Source organism: Leptolyngbya sp. CCY15150 (assembly GCF_016888135.1).
Classification (GTDB): domain Bacteria; phylum Cyanobacteriota; class Cyanobacteriia; order RECH01; family RECH01; genus RECH01.
The window spans coordinates 262,248-283,993 of the sequence record NZ_JACSWB010000207.1 but is presented as its reverse complement, the minus strand read 5'-3'; the positions used below and the strand labels follow the sequence as shown (position 1 = coordinate 283,993).

The window sequence follows — 21,746 nt, the reverse complement described above, 5'->3', positions numbered from 1 at the left end:
ACTGATCACACCAAGAGATCATTGTTAGTATTGTGCTAAAGGTGAGACTTCTGTTCTTCATCATCTCTAGATCTCGAAGCAGAGGCAAAAATACTTCCAGAGCGGCTACCGTTAATTTTTTCTGTTCGACAAAGTTCTAATCTTTCTGTCTAGATAATAAATAATGACTTGACAAAACTCTGGAAGATCAGAACTACTGCCATCCCCACGCCATTTTTTCAATTCTTTTTCCAGCTTGGCTGAAGAGAGATTAGCGCTCAAAACCTCTTTTAGAAAGACATCTAAGACAGCCTTCCTATTTTTAATTAGGATCCCCTCATTCAGATTCAGCACCTCTATGATTTCTCGATAAAAATCTGGATCCTCGGATGCTATCGTTCCATCTCCTAGAAACTTCAACATACTCTCAACATTGTGATCTGGATTGGCAGGGTTATAGGTTAAATCCCGATCACCTTTTCTTGTATCACAATGTTGCTTGTTTGGCTCTTGGCCTTCACACCCTAAACAAGCTCCGAGAAGATTACTATAATCAAGCTGCCGCTGCGGAAAACGAGACTGACATTGCCAATGCTCGATTTTCATACCTTCAACGTTCGGACGAATTCTCTGCATACAGTAACAGCAAAGTCCTCGTTGCTCCTTCACCAAGCTGATTCTCAGCTCATCTTTCTCTGAATAATTACCATAGTCGGAATTTGTACTACAGCGATGCTTGGTCAACGACTTAGGTTCAGCTCCTTTACTAATATTTCTCATCGCTAGTCTTCTAAAAAGGCTATTAAACTTTGGGCGCGAGTAATTTCCGGATCCAGACCGATCTGTTGCTTTAGGGCATCGATCGCTTCACGGGCTTGATCAAAGTTTTCATGATCAATGAATTGAAAAAGCTTATGTAGCATCTGCGTGACATCTTTATTACGTTCTGAAGCTCCCATTAATTCATCTAATACCCTATTAGCATCGAGCCCCAATGCATTGGTTGGCGTTCTAGCACCTTGAGGTTGAAGAGACCGAATACATTCAGGCTCCACCTCCCCAATAACCATAGGTGAATGGGTTGTACAAACAAACTGCATGGCAGGAAACGTTGTTCTTAAATCATGCACAACCTGACGTTGCCATTTGGGATGAAGATGCACATCAATCTCGTCAATCAAAATGAGCCCCGTGGTTTCTTGCAAAATTTGAGGTGGATCTTTTGCATTCAAATCAACTGAGTTAGGCAAGAAGTTAGCGTTTTGGGTGACAACCTTGATGGCAATATCTGCAAGCAGAGCAACCATCATTTTTTGCCCTGCACTGAGATTGCTAAAGGGAATTGGATAGTGATCAATGGAGACTACAATTTCAGAGCGATCGCCATCAAACCAAAGATCATCTGCACCAGGAATACAGCGGAGAATGGCAAACTTCACAACTTGAAATCCAAGCCGCATGTTGCCTTGGCGTTGGAGAGCAGCTAGGGCCTCCTTTTGAAACCACGTTTGGAGATCAGCAATACGAATGCGCTCTTCAAAGCAGTCGTAAAAAGCATGCCAACGGCGGGCAATATCCTTGCCAGAAGTCGCCTTTGGATCAGTTTGGTTAGAAGGGAGCCAAGCTCGACCAGCTCCATAATAGGCTAATACTGGAAACCAAAGCTTTTCGCCTGCTTGATCACGCCGATAGAGATCGCTGATCATGTCTAGAGCTAGTTTAGCCTCAACATTTGAAGTGCGCGAGCCATGTTCTTTAATTTGTCGCAACCATTGGATCTCTTGGTTGCCAATCCAACCTAATGCTTTAATCTCGACGGGTTTACGCTCAATGAATTGGGCAATACCCTTAGCTTCAATACTATCTAGATGAATTTCACTGGTGCGAATATTGCGTTTACTATTGGCAAGAGTAGTGTCGGGAGAATTTACCAACCACACCCCGGCAGCAATAGCCAGCGCATCAAGCAGTGTAGTTTTACCCGTTCCATTATCACCCACCAGCAAGGTAAATTGAGGATGCAAATCGAGGGTATAGTCTGAGAACTTTTTGAAGTTGCGAATCTCTAAACGATCCAGTCTCATCGATTAGCCTCTTGTATCAACTTGATTACCTCAAAACCATCATGACGTTACGCTCAATCCGTATCAATATTTTTATGTCCAAGAGTTACCATGATTCAATAGTAATAGATTGACTGCTACTTTACAGTAACCCAGGTTGAAAGCCTTTTTAGCTGCCTCCTACATGCTGCTGACACCAAGGAGGGATATCTGCAACAACCGAGGTTTGCTGAGGATAGGCGATCGCGGGCCGGTCAATCACAATCAGCCGCACGCCTAGATCCTGCGCTACCTGCTGCTTCACGTCCAGTCCTCCTGCCTGCCCAGCAGATTTGGTGATCACTGTATCAATGGACAGCGATCGCCAAAGATCCCGCTCTTGATCTGCCGTCACCGGCAGGGACATGGGAATCAAGCGATCGCTAGGGAATCCTACCTGAATGGCTTGGTGCATAGATACCTCAACGGGTAAGATCCTGGCCCAAAATATGCCGCGATGGAGCCAGGGAACAAATCTCGCCAAGGCTTTAACACCCACGGTTAACAGAACTCGTCGTCCAGTTAGGTAATCCTCCTGTAAAACGGCATCCCAGGTAGGTAAGCAAATCGTGCTAGGGGCGATCGCTGGAGAAGGACGCTCTAAGCGCAGATAGGGTAACCCGGTGGCGATCGCCTGCTGGGAGATATCAACGGCAAAGGGATGGGATGCATCGACGATGCAGCGAATACTGTGGGTTTGGATCAGGTGGGCGATCGCGTCTGGGGACAAAGCGCCCACGTGAACGGCACCCGATCGTCCTTCATAGAGTTGGCGGGCGCGATCGCTGACTACGGTGACCAGCCAGGGTAAGCCTGCCGCATCAAGGGATATGGCAACGGCGCGGCTTTCGCTGGTGCCACCAATCAGCCAAATCATACCTGGCTCTTGGGGCGGAAAATATGGGCATGGTCGCCGCTATAGAGACGCGATCGGGCGGCAGCGGAACCGGCCAGAGCAGGACTGATCACGTAGAGGACGGTACGGGTGAGGTTGGCTGTGCGGGTCAGATCGGTCATTTGGTCGAGCTGTCCCACGATCACCTGTTCATCGGGCCAACCGAGGCGATAGCAGAGGGCCATGGGAGTATCCGCTGGGTAATGGTCGAGCAATTGCGCTTGGGCTTTGGCGCAGTGGTGCGCACTGAGGTATAGGCAAAGGGAGGCTTGATGGGCCGCTAGCTGAGATAAGTCTTCGCGGCTGGGCACATCGGTTTTCCCCTGGGTGCGAGTTAAGATAATGGTTTGAACTAAGTTGGGAACCGTAAGTTCTGTTTTTAGATGAGCCGCCGCCGCTTGGAAGGCGCTCACCCCAGGAACAATCTCAAACTCTAGATGTTCTGCTAGTAAATACACCATCAGTTCGTGCAGGGCACCGTATAGGCATGGATCGCCATCTTGCAGGCGCACCACTTTCTTACCGGCCCTTGCTCGTTCCACCAGTTGCGATCGCCAGGTTTCCAAAACAAGGGAGCGCGTATCAATCACCTCCACATCTGGGCGACAATGCTCTAACATCTGCTCTGGCACGAGGGAGCCGGTGTAGAAGACCACGTCTGCTTGGGTCAGAAGCCGTTGCCCCCGCACGGTGATCAGGTCTGGTGCGCCGGGGCCGGCACCGACGATGGAGATAGGATAGGGGCGATCGCTCTGGGATAAAGTCATAGGAAATAGATTACAGATAAGCTAGGATCAATTGAGAGTGAAGTTAGGTGTCGGACGATCGTACCCCATAGCCTCGGGGGGTCACGAGGCGATCGCCGTGGCGCTGGGTGCTTTGGTTGCCAATGAGCACTACGGTCAGCATATCAATCTGATCGACATCCATGTCCTCCAAGGTGGTGAGATGAATCGTTTCGCCATCGCGATAGAGGGAACGGGCGATCGCCACTGGGGTGTCCTTAGGTCGCGCTTGACGAAAAATATCCACGGCGGTTTGGATGCCCTGCAAGCGGGTGCGCGATCGCGGATTGTAGAGCGCCACGACGAAATCAGCCTGGGCAGCGGCGGTCAACCGCTGTTCAATCACCGGCCAGGGGGTGAGCAGGTCGGAGAGGGAAATGGCGCAAAAGTCATGCATCAGGGGCGCACCCACCCGCGCCGCCAGGGCCTGCAGGGCCGTGATGCCAGGGCAGACCTCCACGGCTGGCGTTTGCCCATTCCAGCCCTGGGCTACCAAACATTCCAGCACCAGCCCTGCCATGCCGTAAATGCCACAGTCGCCGGAGGACACCACTGCCACGGTTAACCCTCGCCGGGCCAGGGCGATCGCTGCTTCTGCTCTCTGTACTTCCTGGGTAATGGGACGGGCATCAATCACCTGGGTTGGGCGCAGCAGGGGACGGATCAAGTCAATATAGAGCTGGTAGCCAACGATGGCGTCGCAGTCGGCCAGGGCCGCTTGGGCAGCGGGGGTGATTTGGCTAAGGGCACCGGGGCCCGTACCAATCAGATAAAGCTTGCCAGGACGGGGAGTATACTCCTGAGCGGCCCGGGCGATCGCCACGGTGCAGGCTCCTGATGGATCACGGAAGACCTGTTTTTCCACGATTAACGTTACCCCCACGGCGATCGCCGCTGCCTCTGCCACCGAGGGCGTGCCCACCGCGTCGGCCACTACAGTTGAGGGATTGGGCACCGGCTGGGTGGCTAGCTGATCTGCCGGGAAGAATTGCATCGCCCAGTCCCATTGCCGAGCCAGCTCCAGCAGCCCCTGTTCATCCTGTTTGAGATCTAGGGACGCTACCCCAGCGATCGCCTCCCAGGCTAGCCCTTGGGCCTGCAAAACCTGACGAATGGAGGATTCTAGCAGCGCCGCCGAGACTCCCCGCTCACAGCCGACACCCACCCAGAGGGTGCGGGGATGCCAGCATACCTGGGGCGATCGCGGTGGCGGTTGGCGATCGGAAATCCACAGATGGGCAGCGGCGGTCTCGCTGGGGACAAACTGGAAGGGATGTCCCTCTGGCAAGGCCGTTTGCCACAGATCCCAGCCACAGGTTTGGGTGACGGCTACAGGATCTTGGTGGGCGATCGCTGCCGCCACGGCCAGCCAATCTCCCTGGCCCCGCCGCCAGCCGTAGGGCAATCCCAGGGTATCCACTGCTGGCAAGTCTAGGGCTGCCGATGCCGAGGTAATCACCGGCGACACGCCCAACAAGGCGGCAATGCGACGGGTCAAATCGTCCGCTCCTCCTAGATGACCGCCACAGAGGCTGAGCACCAGGGAACCGGTTTCATCCACCACCACAATGCCAGGATCCTGGCTTTTATGGGTCAAGAAAGGCGCAATTAGGCGTACCACAGCCCCCACGGCGAGGACAAACACCAGTTGATCCTGCTGTTCCCAGAGGGTAGCCACTAGGTCAGACAAGGGCCCCTCATAGGTCTGGGCAAAGGGCGAGGCGTCGGGACGCGGCTTCGTCCATAGCACGCTGTCGGTTAAACCATCCAGCAGGCGTTGGGCTAAGCGATCGCCCGCTGGCGTGGGCGCAATCACAGCAATTGAGTTAGAAACCATAGGGAGTACGACGCAGGATCAAAATAGAAAAGTAGGGCGGTTGGTAATGCTCTAGATCGTGAAGCGTGGGAAACAGAGTCTGCTGCTGCCCGCCTACCCATTCCACCAAGCTGGCCCGATCCAGCCACTGGCGCTCGGCCAGGATCGCCCATACTTTAGGAAACACTGAGGACACTTTCATCAATACCACTACCTCTGCCCAGTCCAAAGCCTGGATCAGGTCATCCACGTGATACAGGGCAGGCAAGATGGCAATGGTTTCATCAGCGATCGCCAAGGGCATGTGCAGAGCGGCGGCGGCCGCTAGGGGCGAGCAGATGCCAGGAATGGGCTGGATGGGCACCTCCGGAGCGAGCTGGTGGACGTACTTAGCCATGTAGGTGAACGTACTGTAGAAACTAATGTCTCCTTCCGCAATAAACGCTACATCTTGCCCCGTTTGCAAGACCTCAACTAGCTGCACCGCTGCCGCCTGCCAAGCCTGTTCCAAGGTGTGGGCATCCAGCACAAAGGGCAGGGATAAGGGAAGGAGGAGCTGATCCGCCGAGAGGAAGTCCTTGACAATGCCGTAGGCCATGCCCGGCTTGCCGTTGTGTCCCTGGGGCATGGCCACCACAGGCACCGATTGCAGCACCCGCAGGCCCTTCAGGGTCAGCCAATCGGCATCACCCGGGCCAACGCCAATGCCCCAGAGGGTTCCCCACGGGAGCGGATCAGAGGTGGAGGCGATCGCCTGATTATCGTCCATTTGGCTCATATCGGTTGATTATGTCGGTTCACTCAGGAAAGCCCTAGAATGATGCGTTCCGGCTACGCCTAACGGCACTCTACTGGGATGGTTTATCACTATAGACAAGGGTCACGGGATTCAACGGTAGCCAACGGGTGGCATCGGGGGCAGGGGGACGGGTTTTCAGGGTGGTCGAGCGGGCAATATTCACCTGGGTAAGCTGCACAGGCCACTGCCATTGGCTGAGGGTATGTTGAGCGATCGCACAGGCTTCGAGGGTGGCAAAGCTGGCCACTAAGCGTCCCCCTGGCTGCAGGCGATCGCCACAGACGGTCAAGATCTCGGGCAACTGGGCCCCGCCGCCACCGATAAAGATGCGATCGGGACATGGCAGGTCGTGCAATGCTGCCGGCGCACTGCCGCCCACCACCGTTACATTAGCCACACCGAAGCGATCGCAATTGGCTTGAATCAACGCCACGCCTGCAGCCGTCTTTTCAATGGCCAGCACACGAGCATCGGGCAGCAGTCGCGCCAGTTCGATGGACACGGAGCCAGTACCCGCCCCCACATCCCAGATGGTCAACCCCGGTCGGATCTGCAACAGAGCGATCGCCAACACCCGCACTTCCTGCTTGGTCAGCAGCCCCGGCTGATCCTCAAACGTGTAGAAGTCGCCATCGGCAATCCCCAGCAGCGGCGTGGTGGCCAGATCGGGACTCTTGGCCTGTCGCTCTAGCACCACCACATTGGGCATGGGAAACTCGCGCTGCATGGCTTCATCGAGGGAGCAGGTGGCGATCGCTTCATCAGGTGCCCCCAGACGACTACAGACATGCAGACGGTAGGACACGGGCAACCGCAAATCCGCAATCAACTGAGCGATCGCAGCGGGGGTATGATCACCATCGGTGAGCAGGGCGATGGGGGTTTTGCTTTGCCGCAGGGCTCGATCGAGATGATCGGCACTACGACCATGGACACTGACCACCGTTGCCGACTGCCAGGGAATGCCTAGGCGATTAAAGGCCAACTGCACCGAACTCACGTGGGGCAAAAACACCACCTGCTGGCGATCGAGGTACTCCATCAACAGCCGACCCATGCCGAAGTAGAGCGGATCGCCACTAGCCAGCAACACCAGCGATCGCTCCTGAAGTTGCTGACGCAATACCTCGACCCAATCCTGCACCGCGCCGGTGAGGGGAATCTGTTCTGCTGGGCAGTGGGCTACCAGGCTGAGATAGCTGGGATGGCCGACGATGCAGGTAGCGGTCATTAGGTGCGATCGCGCCATATCCGACAGACCAGCTACGCCATCTAGCCCCATGCCAATTACATAGAGTTGATGTAGACTCGACTCCTGCACCGCTAGGGCACCTGCCAAACGCGATCGTGGTAGTCGGCTTCTTGGGCGTAGGGATCGGGAGCGTCATGACCGTGAGCGTGTCCGTGTCCATGACCGTGTCCATGACCGTGGGCATGACCGTGATCATGGCCGTGGGCGTGATCATGCCCGTGATCGTGACTATGACCATGGCTCGGCAGATCATCCTGTCCTAGACCCACCAACTGCTGACTCACCGCCCGCCGGAATTTGCAGGTCTCGCAGTTCATCATCACCTGACCTGTCTGGGCTTCTTGGGCCCGATCGCGCACCAGGTCAAACAAGATCGGATCTAAGCCAATTTCGGCAAGGGATTGAATCTGTACATCAGGGCGATGGCGTTGCTGACGCTCGGCGGTGTCTTGAATGCGCTTCACCAACACGCCGGTGAATAAAAAGTGGGGCAGCACTACCACCCGTTTAGGATTCCATGTCCAAACGCGGTCAAAGCCTGGATCTAAGCGCGGGTGGGTGATGCCGCTAAAGCAAACTTCTAGCCCCTTAAACCCACTCCCTTCCCACAGCAAGCGTGCCAGTTTATAGACATCGCCATTGGCATCGGGGTCAGACGCGCCCCGTCCCACAAACAGCAGCACCGATTCTTCTCGGGGAATATCGCTCTGCTGATCGGCGGCAGCTAGGCGATCGCGCCATAGGTCAATCAGCAGCGGCGAGACGCCAAAATGCCGACCGTAGTGAATCTTGATGCCGGGATGGCGCTGGCGGGCAATGTCTAGCTCGTTGGTGACGTCGTATTTATTATGACGAGCAGCAAACAGCAGCACCGGCAGCGCCGTCATTTCTCGATAGCCCTTTTCAACACAGAGATCCACACCAGCCTGAATGGAGGGATCGGTTAATTCCAAGAAACAAGGAATCACCGGGCGGGACAGATCGCTGGCTTGAAAGGCGTTAGCAAAATCTAAAAACGTTTGGCGACCGTCGGCATCGCGGGTGCCGTGGCCCACCAAAAGTAACGGTTGTTGATCGGTCATGATGCTCCTTATCCCCGTGCGACGCAGGGAGGTTGTTAACTAAGCCATGACCCGAACCTGGCATTCTGGCTTAGGTGCAATGTTACCCAACCCTGGACTAGCCCATGGGCCTATCCAACTCTCGTCAGGGGGCGATCGCTGCCTTTACAGTTGCGGCACAGCGCTGGACTTACACCAGCTTTCCCAGTTCAGGTCTAGACTCATTACTCTATCACCCTCCGCCCGGAAACCTATGCCCCCCACCCGCTTAATCCGGGGACAATCCTAGGGATGAGCGATCGCCGTCGGAGAATTATTAACAGAATGTTTGCAAAATTTCATAAAACGTTACATAATAAGTTCATAGATGAAAAACCCGAGCATTAAAGGCAAAGATTCATGAGAACTGGCAATATTGTGGACGACCAAGGCAAGCTCAACAACTTCGCGGTTGAGCCTCAGATGTATGTGGATGAAGTATCACGCACCGGCTTCACTCCCTATGCTGAACTCCTCAATGGTCGGCTAGCAATGATTGGCTTTGTATCCATGCTCTTATTTGAAGCCTTCGCAGGACAAGGGTTGGTGACCTGGTTTACCGGCCTGTAGTTGCCCGCTTCTCCATCTCGCTAGACTTCTGGTTCGTGGGGTATGACGAACTAGATTCCTTCAGAAAACAAGACGACAATACGAGTGACTAGGGAGCTACGGCTCCCTTTTTTTTGTGACCTAAATCCGCTGTAGACCCCAGCGATCGCTGCTCACTGCTTCTCCACCAAGACCCCGGATTCAGATCCCTAGTCCTTGAATAGAAAAGAGGCGATCGCCAGTGGATTGTTGTCCCTCGGGTAGGCTAGTCTATCGGGATGAGTTGTGATCTCTGGGTCTGGTTGGCTGACAAACCTTGAAGACCTACCCCAAGCCCCTCTCCCGAGGTGGTGGATGAGGGGAAACGATGGGGCAGCCCATCAGCCTCTAGGATGGGATCGCGGAACCCTAGGACGTTCTAAGCAGTCCACCTCTGAGCGGCCTACCGTTACCGATGCGTCGAAATCATTTACAGAAGACACCTATGCGTTGGCTTTTGACTCCTCTAGCTTTTAGCCGCCAAGTCCGGCGCAGTCTCCTGCTTTCCCTAGCAGCGATCGCTTTGATCACCAGCAGTTTTATCGGCCTGTTCCAGCAGCCCAGCGTGGCCCAAACGAGTGCCTACTGTCAGCTATCCGACAGCGATGTAGCCCAAAAAGAACAGCTACGCCAGCTCGCCCTCCAAGGCGATCGCACGGCCCAGGATCAATACAAAACCCTGATGGGACAACATGCCCAACAGCTCCGAGACTGCCGCAGTCGTACCTGGCCCCAAGAACAGTCGCTATGGGTGCGGCTCTATCCCTGTGACGCTCAGCCGGGAGCGATGGATCTCCTGATGGATGAGGTGGTGAACAAGGGATACAACCGCGTCTATGTGGAAGCTCTATACAACGGTCAGATCTTGCTGCCGTTGGCGAGCAATACCACCGCTTGGCCGTCGGTGATTCGAACGCCAGGCTACGAAACGACGGATCTGCTGGCCGAGGCGATCGCTAAGGGGCGGGAACGAGGGCTCACGGTCTATGCCTGGGTGTTCACGATGAATTTTGGCTATACCTATGGGCAACGCAGCGATCGCCAATCGGCGTTGGCCTATAACGGTCGTGGACAAACCAGCCTCACGGCTCGCTCCCAGGCGGGGCTCAATTCCGAGGGAGGCAGTGGGGAAGAAGTCTTCATCGATCCCTACAATATGACGGCCAAGCAAGATTTCTACGCAGCCGTGGATGCGATCGCCCAGCGCCGCCCCGACGGCATTCTGTTTGACTATATCCGCTACCCTCGGGGCTCCGGCGCAGATTCTGTCGCTGATGAGGTGCAAGATTTATGGATCTATGGCTCAGCCTCGCAGCAAACCCTACTGCAGCGGGCATCGAACCAACGCGGGCAGGATCTGATCCGCCGATTTCTGGCCCAAGGCTATCTCACCAATGGCGATATCGACGCTGTCAAAAGCCTCCATCCCCAGGAAACAGAGCCCCTTTGGCAAGGGCGGGTTCCCTCGGCTAGCATCGCCACTACCCCCAGCGATCGCTTACGACCCATGCTGCAGCAAGAGCTGTGGTACCTGAGCGTTGCCCATGCCATGCAGGGCGTGATTGATTTTCTGGCCGTGGGCACCCTGGCCAGCGATCGCTACAACCTTCCCGGTGGAGCCGTTTTCTTTCCAGATGGTAACCAAACCGTTGGGCGCAGTGGCTACGATTCTCGTCTACAGCCCTGGAATCGTTTCCCAGCCAGCCTAGAATGGCATCCCATGTCCTACGCCACCTGCGGTAACAGCACCTGCATTGCCAACCAAGTTCTCCGGGTCGTCAGCCAAGCGCCAGCGGGCACTCAAGTCAAGCCAGTGCTAGCGGGGCTCTGGGGTAGTTCCATCAGCAATCGCCCGTCCCTAGAATCACAGATGCAGGCCATTCGCCAAGCCGCCCCCCGAGTGAATGCCATTAGCCACTTTGCCTACTCCTGGCAAGAGCCCAACCGCGATCGCGATCGCAAATTTTGCCAACTGCGCTAGCGGGCCGGGCGCGTAGGCTGCGGACGATTATGGTTGGCCGGCAACGGAAAGGCCCGCTGAGCAATTTGACCAAACTGCTGGATGGGGCGTCGTCGCACTTCCTGAACCTGATTAATTTCAAAGATCAGCCGGAAGGGTTGATCCATTTCCCGCTCCACAAAGTCTTCCAGCAGCTTTACCTGATTGGGGGTTAACGGTTCCGAGGCAATGACCACTAAGCGCACCTCCGGCGGCGAACTCAACCAGTTGGCATCCAGCGACAGCAACTGGGTGCGCTGAAAGGTAATGGTGCGATCGAGCAATGCCCGCTGCAGACTGTATTCTAGGTTGACTTGCTGCACGAGGCGGGCCAAGGTAATGCCTAGGGGCAACAGCAACACCCCCGTTAGCGCCATCGCCAGCCCCAGCCCCCGCCGCGCCCGCGCTAGGGGAATATAGCCGGCGATCAGAAAGGCCACCATGCAGGACAGGGTAATCCCTAATAAATTGGTCAGATACAGCAGCGATGCCCCCCAACTCAGTTGCCAGTTGCCCTGGGCTATCCCCAAACCAATCACACAAACTGGCGGCATCAAGGCCACGGCGATCGCCGTTCCAGCTAGGGCATTAGACACCTTCGGCTGTACTTTAGCAAAGCCGCTGATGCCTCCCGCTGCTACCGCAACGCCAAGATCGAGCAAGGTGGGTCGCGATCGCGCCAGCACCTCACTGTTATATTCCGGCAGGTTCACCATAAATCCTAGGATGGCCGCTAGGCTAACGCCGATGGCCGTACCCACCGCCACCGCCACCATTCCCCGACGAAACAGATCGAGGTCTCCTTCTAGGGCCGCAAAGGCTATGCCGCGAATCGGCAGCATCAACGGCGCAATGATCATCGCGCCAATAATCACCGCCGCACTGTTGGATAGCAACCCAAAGGTGGCGATCGCACAGGAACCTACGCTCAGCACTATAAAATTGAGGTCAAGCCGTGATTCGTCTAGCAAACTGGCCTGAAAGTGACGCAGTTCTTGAGGCTTAATGCGCCGCCCCCAAAGATATTTCCGCCAAAACCGTTGAACCTTGACATACCAGGACTGTGCCAAAACCTGACCTCCAGCGCCGCACTGCTATACGGGATTCAGCCTAGCATAGAGACCTGTGACCCTCAGCAGCCTAACGGTGACTCGACAAAACCTGAGCCCAGCGTGAGTTCGATGGGTTACCTCTCAAGATATAAGGCTGGCCCATGTCCACCATCCTGAGCTTTGGGGGGATGGTGAGGTTTTGGAGAGGGAGATGGCAGGGTGGCGAGGCTAGATTTTGCTCGCTAGATGGGTGAGCTGCTTGATGTTGTTCAAGTGAATCACTTGGTTAGCGTCATCAATGGTCAACCAAGACTTATCGGTGAGTTTTTCCATGATCTTGGTGGTTTCATCGACGTTGATATCCGAGACATCCGCCAAATCCTGTAGCGGGATGTTGAAGATATCGGTGCCATCATCCGACGGTACCCCGTAGTTTTCACCTAAATACACCAGCGTGTGGGCCAGCTTGATGGCGGATGGCTGGTGGCGCAGTTGGAAGCGCACATTGGTTTGCCGCAGACGGCTGACCATCAGTTGCAGCATCCGGTGATGAAGCTGAGGATCTTTGAACAACGTTTGGATGAATCGCTGGGCAGAAACGCTCAGCAATTTGACCGGTGAGAGCGCAACCACATCGGTGGAACGAGGAGACTCATCTAAAATCGCCATCTCCCCAAAAAAGTCGCCCTGTCCCAAGATTGCTAGGGTGACGACCTCTTCTCCCGCGTGGCGGCGAACCTTCACCCACCCGGATTCAACAAAGTACACCGCGTTACCCCAAGCATCCTCCATCAAAACGGCACGTCCCGATGGATAGTCGTGCTCAACCGCAATGGATAATAACCATTCCAGGGTTTCTGGGCTGGCCGCGTTGAAAAGTGGGAAAAGCTCACTGAAAGCTTCAGTCTGCATGGAAGGTGCCCAAACCTCAAAAACTCACTACTTCGCCAGAAATGCTTTGAACCGTCTCAGCAGGTGGCAAGACCACCCCTGCGACACTGACGATGATCCTAAGCTATCACCGTTTGTCTAAACTATATTACCCGCAAAGTCTCCTAAATCTCCAATCTCTCTGGCACGAAACTCGATAAAACTTGCGGATGATCCGGCACAACTGCGTGACCCATGGTGGGATGCTGCTTGGCCTGGCTGCACCGAGAGGTGTATGCATAGGATCCATAATGATGGTGTGTAAGGGCGATCGCCCCGTCCTATCGAGCGATTGACCAGCTTTCCTCAGACTGGGACAGAACAGCCTGACGAATGGGCGATCGCAGGGCCTCAATATAATGAGGCCAGCCCACCAAAATGGTTTGATGATGGGCTAAGGTCTCGGGATCAAGGCAATCGGCAGTAAATCCAATGGGTTGACCGTCCAGATCACAGCAGGTTAACCCAGCGGCTTGCGCTAGGGCTAGGGGCCCCACGGTGTCCCATAGCTTAACGCGGCGGTTGAGGTAGAGATAGAGCCCTGCCCGTCCACTGACCACTTCCATCACCTTGAGACCAAAGCTGCCTAGGGTGCGAAACTGCGCCGCTGGCACCGCCCGCTGAATGGCATCACCAAACTGACGGCGATCTTTGTCGCCAATCAACATGGGGCAATTAGACTCCGATAGCGGTGGCTCAATGGGAGTAATGGCTTCAGGCAGGCGATCGCCCCCTGCTTGAAACACGCCCCAGCCCAGCCCACCGTAGTAAAGACGATCGAGGGTCGGCGCATAGATCCAGCCGGCTGTCGGTTGGCTACCCTCTAGCAACCCCACCATGACGGAGTAATAGAGTCGCCCATGGATAAAATCATCGGTGCCGTCAATGGGATCAATGCACCAAAGGCGACGGTGACTCCCGTGAAACACCTGCCGCGATGCACTATTCTCTTCCGTCACCAAGCCATCCTGGGGAAACATTGCCCGAAAGGCTTCCGACAATCGTTGGTCGAGCAGGCGATCGACACTGGTCACATAGTCATCTTTGCCTTTTTCAAAGACCTGAAACTGTTCGGCTGCTAATTGTTTGGCCTGTTGACCACAATCTCTGACCAACCAGCGGATCGTTTGCGCTTGGTCAACCGAGAGATAGTGCATGGCGGAAAAAGATGGACGTTAGGGCAAGCATACAAAAGCAATCCAACAATGGGGTCGAGCAGGAGGGTAGACCTTTCCAGTTCTACCTTTGACGAGGTCATCAGGGCGGGGCGTTGAAACAGCCGCCTATCTTAGACGGAGCAATTACCAACGCGATTGCTCTCAACCTTGGGCGATCGCACCTTAGCACGGGATTATGCCAATCCTCAACTCCTCGTTGACGCAAGTTGTCCTGACCGATTGCCCTTGCTGGAGAAAACAGCTTTATTCTCTGCCGCTGCCGCAAAAAACGGACTGATCCGTGGTGGATCAGCCCGCTCATTTGGGAACGCTCAGAGAAGATTACTTTTGAACGACCAGCTTAACGTTAGCGTTTTGCAATCCAGGACGCTTGACTTCAGCCAAGGTCTTGTTCACAGCGTACTTTTGGTTAATGGAGTTGATCAACTCGGTTTGGTTGTGCTTCTTAGCTACACCCCAAAGATCAGCAATCAGGTCGAAGGAACCATCAGCGTTGCGAGACCAGCCTAGATCGTATTCACCTTCGAGGGTAGCTACGATGTCAGCCCGCACACGTTGGCCATTGTAGCCACGAACATCAGCATTATTTTTGACGCCGATGCCGAGATCCCGTAGGGAAGACTTGAGGATTTCAGCGTCACTGATCTTGGTACGCAGGGTGCTAAAGTGAGACATATCGGATTTCCTCCTGTAGAGAAATTGAGAGAAACAACGTCAAAGTAGATCGTGCCGTAGAGGTGTGAATTCTGCCGAGGTAAACCATACGGCGGGTTTCCTTAGCTGCTAGCCCGGAGGCTAACCTTTCTTCCTGTTGGGAGCAGGAAAGAAAGCTTGTTATGACTCCATTTGCATATACTCTGCAAAGGATGAGGCGGCAGGGCGGGCGCGTTGCCTTGCCCAGTCGCGCAGGGCGGTCACCTGCTCACTCATGGTCTTCGAGAGGGGCAGAGTGGCCTTCACCGCTGCGATAATATCGAGCTGGTTGAAGTCACGCCCCTTGGCAAAGGCATCGTACATGGCTGCAATCAGCGCTTGTTCGATCTCTGCCCCCGAGAACCCGTCACAAACTTTGGCAAGCTGGCCCAGATCGAAGTGAGTAATGTCGGGCCGTCGCTTGGATAAATGAATTCTGAAAATTTCTTGGCGTTCTTCCGTCGTTGGTAGATCAACGAAGAAGATTTCGTCGAACCGTCCCTTGCGGAGGAACTCACCGGGCAATCGCTCCACTCGGTTTGCAGTTGCCATCACAAACACGGGCGACTGCTTTTCCTGCATCCAGGTGAGGAACGAACCAAAGATGCGGCTAGAGGTACCACCATCCGAATCAGCAGATCCTGCGCCCCCAGCAAACGCTTTGTCAATTTCATCGATAAACAGAATTGCAGGAGAGATGGACTCGGCAGTTTTCAGGGCATTGCGGAGGTTGGCTTCCGATTTACCCACGGTTGAGCCATCATAGACCCGCCCCATGTCCAACCGTAGTAGGGGCAGTCCCCACAGGCGAGAGGTGGTCTTAGCAATCAAGGATTTACCACAGCCGGGTACGCCCAAAATCAGCATTCCTTTCGGCTGAGGCAAGCCATATTCCCGGGCTCGCTCGGTGAAGGCATTGGATCGTTGCTTGAGCCAGCGCTTCAGCTCCTCTAAACCGCCGACTGCATCTAGGGTTTCATCCTCTTCGATAAACTCTAGAATGCCGTTGCGCCGAATGAGCTGCTTCTTCTCAGAGAGAACAATGTCAACTTCTGCTTCGGTTAGGCGTCCAGTGGTGACCTGTGCCTTGCGGTAGACCCGATCGGCTTCATCACGGGTTAGCCCTAGAGCTGCTTTCAAGAGCTTCTCCCGAACTTCGGTGGTAATGCGCCGCGATCGCACTTGGTCGAGATGCTGGGATAGCACCTGATTGAGCTCCGTCATGCTGGGCAGAGGATAGTCGAGCACGACCACTTCTTTTTCTAGCTCGACGGGCACCTGCTGCACCGGCGACATCAAAACAATAGTTTTTTGGGATTCTTTGAAGCTAGCGATCGCATCTCGGAGCCAGCGGGTGACGGCAGGCGAATCGACAAACGGGTGGAGATCCTTAAGAACGTAGATTCCTGGTTCTTTCTGGCGAATGACCCATTCAACAGCAGCTTCAGGAGATACGGTATTGTGCTGCGTGGTGCTGCGGGGTTGACCGTATTCCACGATGCCGTGGGTGACCGTCCAAATAAACACACGCCGCTGTGGCTTGGTCTGGGCAATCGTCGCGATCGCCTGCTCTGCACGCTCCTCTTCGGAGGTTACCAGGTAGATTAGCGGGTACTGAGCTTGAACGAGAATGCGGAGCTCTTCTTTCATAACAATTCAGACCTAACTAGCAACAGGGCAAATGCTGACCAGACCTGCAATTTGGGTCAAAGTCAAACCCACCTGCAATCGCCTTGCAACTTGCTTCACCCATCTAGGTAAAGACTCGCGCATCGATGTCGGAACAGACAGCGGCTGCGAACAGGGCACTAATCACCACCTAACAAGGAACTAGCTCTTCCTCACCCGGTTGACTCCGATTGGATGAGCGACTCGGATCAATGGATCCCACAGATAGCTCATCGTCGAGGATGCTAGGCTGCTGACCCAGAGGAGCCAGTTCGCCGTCTCGCAACACAAGAGATGTAGAGCAGTCTGGACATGCATAAATCTGATGCACCTGCCCATGGAGGGCTTCTACCGCTTCCACCACATCGGGATGGGCTAGGTAAAATTCAAGGGCTCGCTCAGCGATCGCAGACATCGGTTCAGAACTGACCGCCGCCGTGATCTTGAGCTGACGATGGAGTTCGGGAGGGAGATATAACGTAACCTTGTGCTTGTCTTGCATACAACAATCAGTGATTAATACCCGGGTATGCCAAAAGAATACGTGCCCTAACCCAAGGCTGTCAAGACAGTATGCCAGCATGACGGCACTTTTGTTACTTTTGTTTACATAAGGGGCGATCGCTTTCCTGTCGTTTGCGAGGGAGCGATCGCCCTAATCCTTTGCCCATCAGGCTCTTTACCCTTTCTGTCTGCATTCAGTCAGGTCGGCCACTGGGTCAAACTAAAAGAGGTGCCCTAGGACACCTCTCAAGAGAGTTGAGGTTTACAGACCCCAACCTAGTCGGGCTTAGGCTTTAGCCGGGTTTCTGCTCCGGCATCATGCACTTATCCGAATCGCAGCCCGCCGGCCCTGCTTCCATGAGTTCACCCGCATCATAGCGACAGAGCGCCGCATAGAAATCATCGGTTTGCTGCCGTTGGAGGACTTGCTGCCGCAGCTCTTCATAGGTGGCTTTATCCACCGGCTCGAAGGGCAAGCGCGGGAAGGTCTGTAGGTCATCAAACCGCGCCAGCAGAGCAGCAGAAATATAGCCCTGGTCATCCCGAATTGCCTCATAGATGCGAGTGGCTAGGGGCTCAATCTCCGGCTCCCGCAGTTCGATGGTGGCGCTGGTGTTGTGGGTTGTGTAATGCTGCTGCACCTGCATGTAGAAATCAAACTGGGCTAGGGCCGAGAATTTGGAGATATCTACTTGGTCGGCCCCAGGGATATTAGCCCAAGGCACTTCCACCGGCAGTTCTACCAACCATTCCGTACAGCGGGGATCAAACGGATCGTTCAGCAAGTTGCCGGTTTCATCCTTGTCTGACTGGGACGGAATCAGAGAATAGCCATAGTCGCGACAGGCCAGGGCTACGGGGTCATCCTTGCGGAAGGTGATCCGCCGAATGAACCGCTGGGCCTTGGGCGGATGCCAGCCAGGCGAAGCTCCGGTCAACAGCGACTTCGTCCCCGCTGGCTGCACGGTCGTACAGCGGTTGGGACGCTTGATGCCGTGGCGATCGCAATAGTCCCAAACCACCTGATGGACGATGTCTTTCCATCGTGAGAGATAGGCCTGCTCTTGAGCCTTGAACTCCAGACCGCGTACGGTATCCGGACGTCCCTCTGTCCACCAGTGCAACCACTCGACGCCAAAGGCATTGACGAAGAAGTCAAACAATCCCGTGAAGCTCACTCCCACAATTGGGTCTTCGAGGCGTGACTGCCGGTAGCGTGGTTCCACAAACTGATGGTTCAGCAAGGTTGCCACCGCCAGCGCCCCCGCTGTAAAGGCTGCTTCTTGCTCTTGGAGGTTGTTGGGATCCAGTTGATTTAAGTGGATCTCAGCCAAGTTGCAATGGAACTGCTGCCCGATAATCTCCCCACAAGGATTCAGACCATAGCGCCCCTTCCCTTGTGCGCGGCGTTCAGCCTCTCCAGCCCACTGAATAGCCCCTTCGCCAGAGTAATATTGCTTACGCACCGCTGCTGTACATTCGTCTAGGCTCGGCTTGTGGTGAAAGACCCGCGTATGGTTGGCCATGCGCAACACATCCCGCTCTGGATCAATGCGCCAATTCCCGTTTTCATCTTGCTGCCATAGATTTTCTTTCGCGCTGGCCGCAACTTCGTCACCTTCAGCAAACTGACGCATCCCAGCGCTGTTGTGCGTGAGATAGCCGTCACAGTAAAAACAATGGGCTTCCTCAACCTCAATGTCATAGGTTTGGATGGAGGTATAGCTGCCGATGCCTTCCACCGTGACGGGAATATCCAGATTGACATCCGCCTCAGCGATATAGCGCTCGTAATTGGAATCCACCTGTCGAGAGCCTTGAAAGCCCATGCCACGCATTTCGCTGTAAGTATAGATCTCACGCATGAGGGAGGCTGGCACTGTGAAGCCATACATTTTTAGCCCCTGACGTAGTTCACCCTTGACAGAGTGGGGCGCTATCAGGCTGTTGTACTGACCCTTAAAGGCGGGAAGAGTGACGTTGTATTTCACCTGCCAGTTTTCTTTTTGGGGACGGATCAAACGCACTCGTCCAGCAATACCCAGACTGGACAGAACCGCTGCCGCTTGACGGGCAAAGGCAGGATAAACCGTCGTGACCAGGTGGGGAGGCCGATTATTCACAGCTCCATCACTGTCCATCAAACCCGCCAAGTATGCAGCGCGAATGTCAATAGAACCTTGCAAGATGAAGGTTGGGATAGTGAGAGGCTGGGTGGGTTGCTTGATATGGCGGTGGAAGTATTCTGCTAGGCGAATGGAAGAACAAACTGATTTAGCGGTGTTCTCACCGTTCACAATGCCGTGGGTGGCGGTGAGTCCAAACTGAGCCAAAGCTCTATCTAGTTTGGCTTGCAAGCGTTGGGTAAGTACCCCATCGTTGGCATTCATGGCCCATTCCACCCGACCATAGGGCTTGTTATGCTTGTTGCGGCCCAGAGCCACATAGCCATCGCCGTGTGTGTAGCCAATCAGCCATGCCACATCAGCCGTCAAGGACGGAATAGCGACATGCTTGGCTGTACGGCTTTGCTCTGGTCGATCAGCAGTGAAGTCGGCCGGGAGAGTGGTTACGGTACCAGGCAGAACCTGGGTGCTGTGCATCAAGCGATCCCCTGCTTCCAGCTGATCGACCTGCTTCCACTGTATCTCTCCTTTAACATCGGCAAGGACAGCCACCCGGTGATTCAACGTTGCTCTGGGCAGGGGGCCGTTGGTCTCGATTTCGTAAACATCCTGTACACCCTGGTCAAACTTATTCGTGACCCGCCGGAAACCTAGGGGTGTCTGCACAAAATCCCCAACCTTGACATCCTTGATGGCCACAAGTCCGTGATCTGTATGAACCAAGGCATCTTCGGGCAGACAGCGGCGGATATTACCTGCCACCACGCAGGCCGCGGCTTCATCGATCAGCAAACAGCATTCCACCGAGGTCAACTGCCGGCCGATCGCTTTATTAAGAATGGTCGCACAGCGGGCGTAGAGCTTCGGTAGGCGGATGGGGTTGGCCATGCCTCCAAACCCCTTGAGGCGTTCTCCAGCCGGGCGGACATCGCTGAGGTCAATGGTCACCTGCACGGCAGCGTTGAAGCGTTCGTCGCTGGCCAGCTCCAGCACCGTTTGGTAGGACTTGACCCAACCCTGACGGCTATCGCCCACTTGGATCACCACGCGATCGCCCTCGATGGTGACGCGGGTTTCCTCTTGGCGATCGCTCACCGGCGTTGCACCGATTTCGCCCTGCATGTCAACGGTGAGCAGGTTACGAATGGCTGGCAGCTTGCCGATATAGTGTGGCTCCAGCACAGCTCCGGTGCCGCAGCCCATCATGGCCAAGTCCATCATCAGCCCAAAGGCACGCCAGTCGTCCACGTTGGTGCTGGTGCAGTTGTAGGCTCCTGAGAAATTTTCGGGCTTCTTAATCCAGTCGGTGCCACCCACCCACAGCCAGCGGCCGGAGGGGAGGGCCTTCAGCTCAGTTTGCATCCGCTCAATCAGAGCAGCTTCCTCGTCGGTCAGATTTCCTAATTCCTTTAGCCCATTCAGGGTGCGATCGCACACCTGTTTCCAGGTTTCGCGTAAATTGGCTCCGTCTTCTCCACGGCGGCTATAGGTGCGATAAAACACCGAGTTGGCGGCGGGGGCGTAGTCTGGAAATTGACTGGCCTGGCGGGTTTGATCGAGGTTGTCCTGCCGTTGGGGTGATATGCGGGATTGGATCATAGGTGTCGCGGTCGTGTCCGTTGATTCTCATTTCATATGGTAGTGCTGCTCAGGCGTCTAGGTGCCTGATTGCTCGATCGCCTTGTTATCGATTGTGTCCCCAAACGCCTCTCCCAGAGAGGGCTAGGGAGGGCGTAAAATTTTTCAGGAGATCTATCCAGGCAGCGCACTACATCGGCTTTTCACCGAAACCCATGATTGTACCATCCTTTTATACCCCCGAAATCCTGATTTCAGGTTTGGGGAATGGGATGAAGAGGGAAAGCGATCGCTAGCAACCCAGGCAAGAGCAATTCTTGACTTTTTCTATGGGATGGCTTGAAAAGCTGAGATCACGCTTTACACTGGAGTCACTAAAATGAACGTATGTTGAGACAGGCCAAGATCTCTTGCAGCAAGGAAATAGATGAGAGATACTGCCTTCAATCCACATCAATCTATGGACAGCCAGACCAGACTCCAAGGATTTACGACGTCCTCTTCTTGGAGCCACGTCAGAAGCGATCGCCCTTGTTGTGAGCGAGACGAATGGATGAGCGATCGCTAAAGCAGGTGGAGCGATCGCCCTTGGTAGTCGGTGGCATGGGTAACCGGCAGTTCTATCGGCTCGACAGCACCGACCTGCGACAGTTACGTTAGGGTATCAATGGCGTTGATCTTGCCAACAGGTCAGCTTTTCTC

At 54.8% G+C, this 21,746-nt stretch carries 17 protein-coding genes and 1 riboswitch; of the genes, 2 read left to right on the top strand and 15 right to left on the bottom strand.

Features of this window, described 5'->3' with window-relative positions:
• Window positions 1-111: 111 nt before the first annotated feature.
• From JUJ53_RS15265 to JUJ53_RS15230, 8 genes are all read right to left on the bottom strand, one after another.
• Window positions 112-759 (bottom strand): retron system putative HNH endonuclease, encoded by a 648-nt coding sequence (locus JUJ53_RS15265; RefSeq protein ID WP_204152869.1) that lies wholly within the window; start codon window positions 757-759, stop codon window positions 112-114.
• A gap of 2 nt (window positions 760-761) precedes the next feature.
• Window positions 762-2,063, bottom strand: coding sequence for an AAA family ATPase (locus JUJ53_RS15260; RefSeq protein WP_204152868.1), 1,302 nt, complete (start codon window positions 2,061-2,063; stop codon window positions 762-764).
• A gap of 148 nt (window positions 2,064-2,211) precedes the next feature.
• Window positions 2,212-2,958, bottom strand: a complete 747-nt coding sequence (locus JUJ53_RS15255) for a cobalt-precorrin-6A reductase (RefSeq protein ID WP_204152867.1) — start codon at window positions 2,956-2,958, stop codon at window positions 2,212-2,214.
• Window positions 2,955-3,743: a precorrin-4 C(11)-methyltransferase gene (gene cobM / locus JUJ53_RS15250; RefSeq protein WP_204152866.1), complete on the bottom strand. Its 789-nt coding sequence runs from the start codon at window positions 3,741-3,743 to the stop codon at window positions 2,955-2,957. The genes JUJ53_RS15255 and cobM overlap by 4 nt, the downstream gene beginning before the upstream one ends.
• Before the next feature lie 43 nt (window positions 3,744-3,786).
• Window positions 3,787-5,598, bottom strand: coding sequence for a precorrin-3B C(17)-methyltransferase (gene cobJ, locus JUJ53_RS15245; protein WP_204152865.1), 1,812 nt, complete (start codon window positions 5,596-5,598; stop codon window positions 3,787-3,789).
• Window positions 5,588-6,355, bottom strand: coding sequence for a precorrin-2 C(20)-methyltransferase (locus tag JUJ53_RS15240; RefSeq protein ID WP_239125084.1), 768 nt, complete (start codon window positions 6,353-6,355; stop codon window positions 5,588-5,590). The genes cobJ and JUJ53_RS15240 overlap by 11 nt, the downstream gene beginning before the upstream one ends.
• Window positions 6,356-6,425: 70 nt before the next feature.
• Window positions 6,426-7,715 (bottom strand): precorrin-6y C5,15-methyltransferase (decarboxylating) subunit CbiE, encoded by a 1,290-nt coding sequence (gene cbiE, locus JUJ53_RS15235; protein ID WP_239125083.1) that lies wholly within the window; start codon window positions 7,713-7,715, stop codon window positions 6,426-6,428.
• Window positions 7,700-8,710: a sirohydrochlorin chelatase gene (locus JUJ53_RS15230; RefSeq protein WP_204152864.1), complete on the bottom strand. Its 1,011-nt coding sequence runs from the start codon at window positions 8,708-8,710 to the stop codon at window positions 7,700-7,702. The genes cbiE and JUJ53_RS15230 overlap by 16 nt, the downstream gene beginning before the upstream one ends.
• A gap of 37 nt (window positions 8,711-8,747) precedes the next feature.
• Window positions 8,748-8,928: riboswitch (cobalamin riboswitch) on the bottom strand.
• Between the two features lie 160 nt (window positions 8,929-9,088).
• On the opposite strand from JUJ53_RS15230, the gene JUJ53_RS15225 reads away from it, so the two are divergent.
• Window positions 9,089-9,298 (top strand): chlorophyll a/b-binding protein, encoded by a 210-nt coding sequence (locus JUJ53_RS15225; protein WP_204152863.1) that lies wholly within the window; start codon window positions 9,089-9,091, stop codon window positions 9,296-9,298.
• Window positions 9,299-9,761: 463 nt separating this feature from the next.
• The gene (locus JUJ53_RS15220; RefSeq protein WP_204152862.1) at window positions 9,762-11,297 is read left to right on the top strand and encodes a hypothetical protein; all 1,536 of its coding nucleotides are present in this window, start codon (window positions 9,762-9,764) and stop codon (window positions 11,295-11,297) included.
• Here JUJ53_RS15220 and JUJ53_RS15215 read toward each other — a convergent pair.
• The 7 genes from JUJ53_RS15215 to nrdJ form a co-directional block, all read right to left on the bottom strand.
• A complete protein-coding gene (locus JUJ53_RS15215) occupies window positions 11,294-12,385 on the bottom strand; it encodes a DUF389 domain-containing protein (RefSeq protein ID WP_239125082.1) in 1,092 nt (363 codons plus the stop codon). The two genes, JUJ53_RS15220 and JUJ53_RS15215, sit on opposite strands and share 4 nt — an antisense overlap.
• A 210-nt stretch (window positions 12,386-12,595) precedes the next feature.
• Window positions 12,596-13,279 carry a Crp/Fnr family transcriptional regulator gene (locus tag JUJ53_RS15210; protein WP_204152861.1) on the bottom strand — a complete coding sequence of 228 codons (684 nt, stop codon included), beginning with the start codon at window positions 13,277-13,279 and terminating at the stop codon, window positions 12,596-12,598.
• Between the two features lie 299 nt (window positions 13,280-13,578).
• Window positions 13,579-14,454 (bottom strand): inositol monophosphatase family protein, encoded by an 876-nt coding sequence (locus JUJ53_RS15205; protein WP_204152860.1) that lies wholly within the window; start codon window positions 14,452-14,454, stop codon window positions 13,579-13,581.
• A gap of 342 nt (window positions 14,455-14,796) precedes the next feature.
• The gene (locus tag JUJ53_RS15200; protein ID WP_204152859.1) at window positions 14,797-15,150 is read right to left on the bottom strand and encodes a DUF1257 domain-containing protein; all 354 of its coding nucleotides are present in this window, start codon (window positions 15,148-15,150) and stop codon (window positions 14,797-14,799) included.
• A 159-nt stretch (window positions 15,151-15,309) separates the two neighbouring features.
• Window positions 15,310-16,818, bottom strand: coding sequence for an AAA family ATPase (locus tag JUJ53_RS15195; RefSeq protein WP_204152858.1), 1,509 nt, complete (start codon window positions 16,816-16,818; stop codon window positions 15,310-15,312).
• Between the two features lie 169 nt (window positions 16,819-16,987).
• Window positions 16,988-17,338 (bottom strand): hypothetical protein, encoded by a 351-nt coding sequence (locus tag JUJ53_RS15190; protein WP_204152857.1) that lies wholly within the window; start codon window positions 17,336-17,338, stop codon window positions 16,988-16,990.
• A 295-nt stretch (window positions 17,339-17,633) separates the two neighbouring features.
• Window positions 17,634-21,065: a ribonucleoside-triphosphate reductase, adenosylcobalamin-dependent gene (gene nrdJ / locus JUJ53_RS15185; RefSeq protein ID WP_204152856.1), complete on the bottom strand. Its 3,432-nt coding sequence runs from the start codon at window positions 21,063-21,065 to the stop codon at window positions 17,634-17,636.
• Window positions 21,066-21,746 lie beyond the last annotated feature (681 nt).

Coding starts and splice junctions, on each gene's coding strand:
- JUJ53_RS15225 (WP_204152863.1), top strand. CDS start 9,089: ATGAGAACTGGCAATATTGTGGACGACCAAGGCAAGCTCAACAACTTC.
- JUJ53_RS15265 (WP_204152869.1), bottom strand. CDS start 759: ATGAGAAATATTAGTAAAGGAGCTGAACCTAAGTCGTTGACCAAGCAT.
- JUJ53_RS15220 (WP_204152862.1), top strand. CDS start 9,762: ATGCGTTGGCTTTTGACTCCTCTAGCTTTTAGCCGCCAAGTCCGGCGC.
- nrdJ (WP_204152856.1), bottom strand. CDS start 21,065: ATGATCCAATCCCGCATATCACCCCAACGGCAGGACAACCTCGATCAA.
- cobJ (WP_204152865.1), bottom strand. CDS start 5,598: ATGGTTTCTAACTCAATTGCTGTGATTGCGCCCACGCCAGCGGGCGAT.
- JUJ53_RS15200 (WP_204152859.1), bottom strand. CDS start 15,150: ATGTCTCACTTTAGCACCCTGCGTACCAAGATCAGTGACGCTGAAATC.
- cobM (WP_204152866.1), bottom strand. CDS start 3,743: ATGACTTTATCCCAGAGCGATCGCCCCTATCCTATCTCCATCGTCGGT.
- JUJ53_RS15195 (WP_204152858.1), bottom strand. CDS start 16,818: ATGAAAGAAGAGCTCCGCATTCTCGTTCAAGCTCAGTACCCGCTAATC.
- JUJ53_RS15255 (WP_204152867.1), bottom strand. CDS start 2,958: ATGATTTGGCTGATTGGTGGCACCAGCGAAAGCCGCGCCGTTGCCATA.
- JUJ53_RS15240 (WP_239125084.1), bottom strand. CDS start 6,355: ATGAGCCAAATGGACGATAATCAGGCGATCGCCTCCACCTCTGATCCG.
- JUJ53_RS15190 (WP_204152857.1), bottom strand. CDS start 17,338: ATGCAAGACAAGCACAAGGTTACGTTATATCTCCCTCCCGAACTCCAT.
- JUJ53_RS15210 (WP_204152861.1), bottom strand. CDS start 13,279: ATGCAGACTGAAGCTTTCAGTGAGCTTTTCCCACTTTTCAACGCGGCC.
- JUJ53_RS15230 (WP_204152864.1), bottom strand. CDS start 8,710: ATGACCGATCAACAACCGTTACTTTTGGTGGGCCACGGCACCCGCGAT.
- JUJ53_RS15260 (WP_204152868.1), bottom strand. CDS start 2,063: ATGAGACTGGATCGTTTAGAGATTCGCAACTTCAAAAAGTTCTCAGAC.
- JUJ53_RS15205 (WP_204152860.1), bottom strand. CDS start 14,454: ATGCACTATCTCTCGGTTGACCAAGCGCAAACGATCCGCTGGTTGGTC.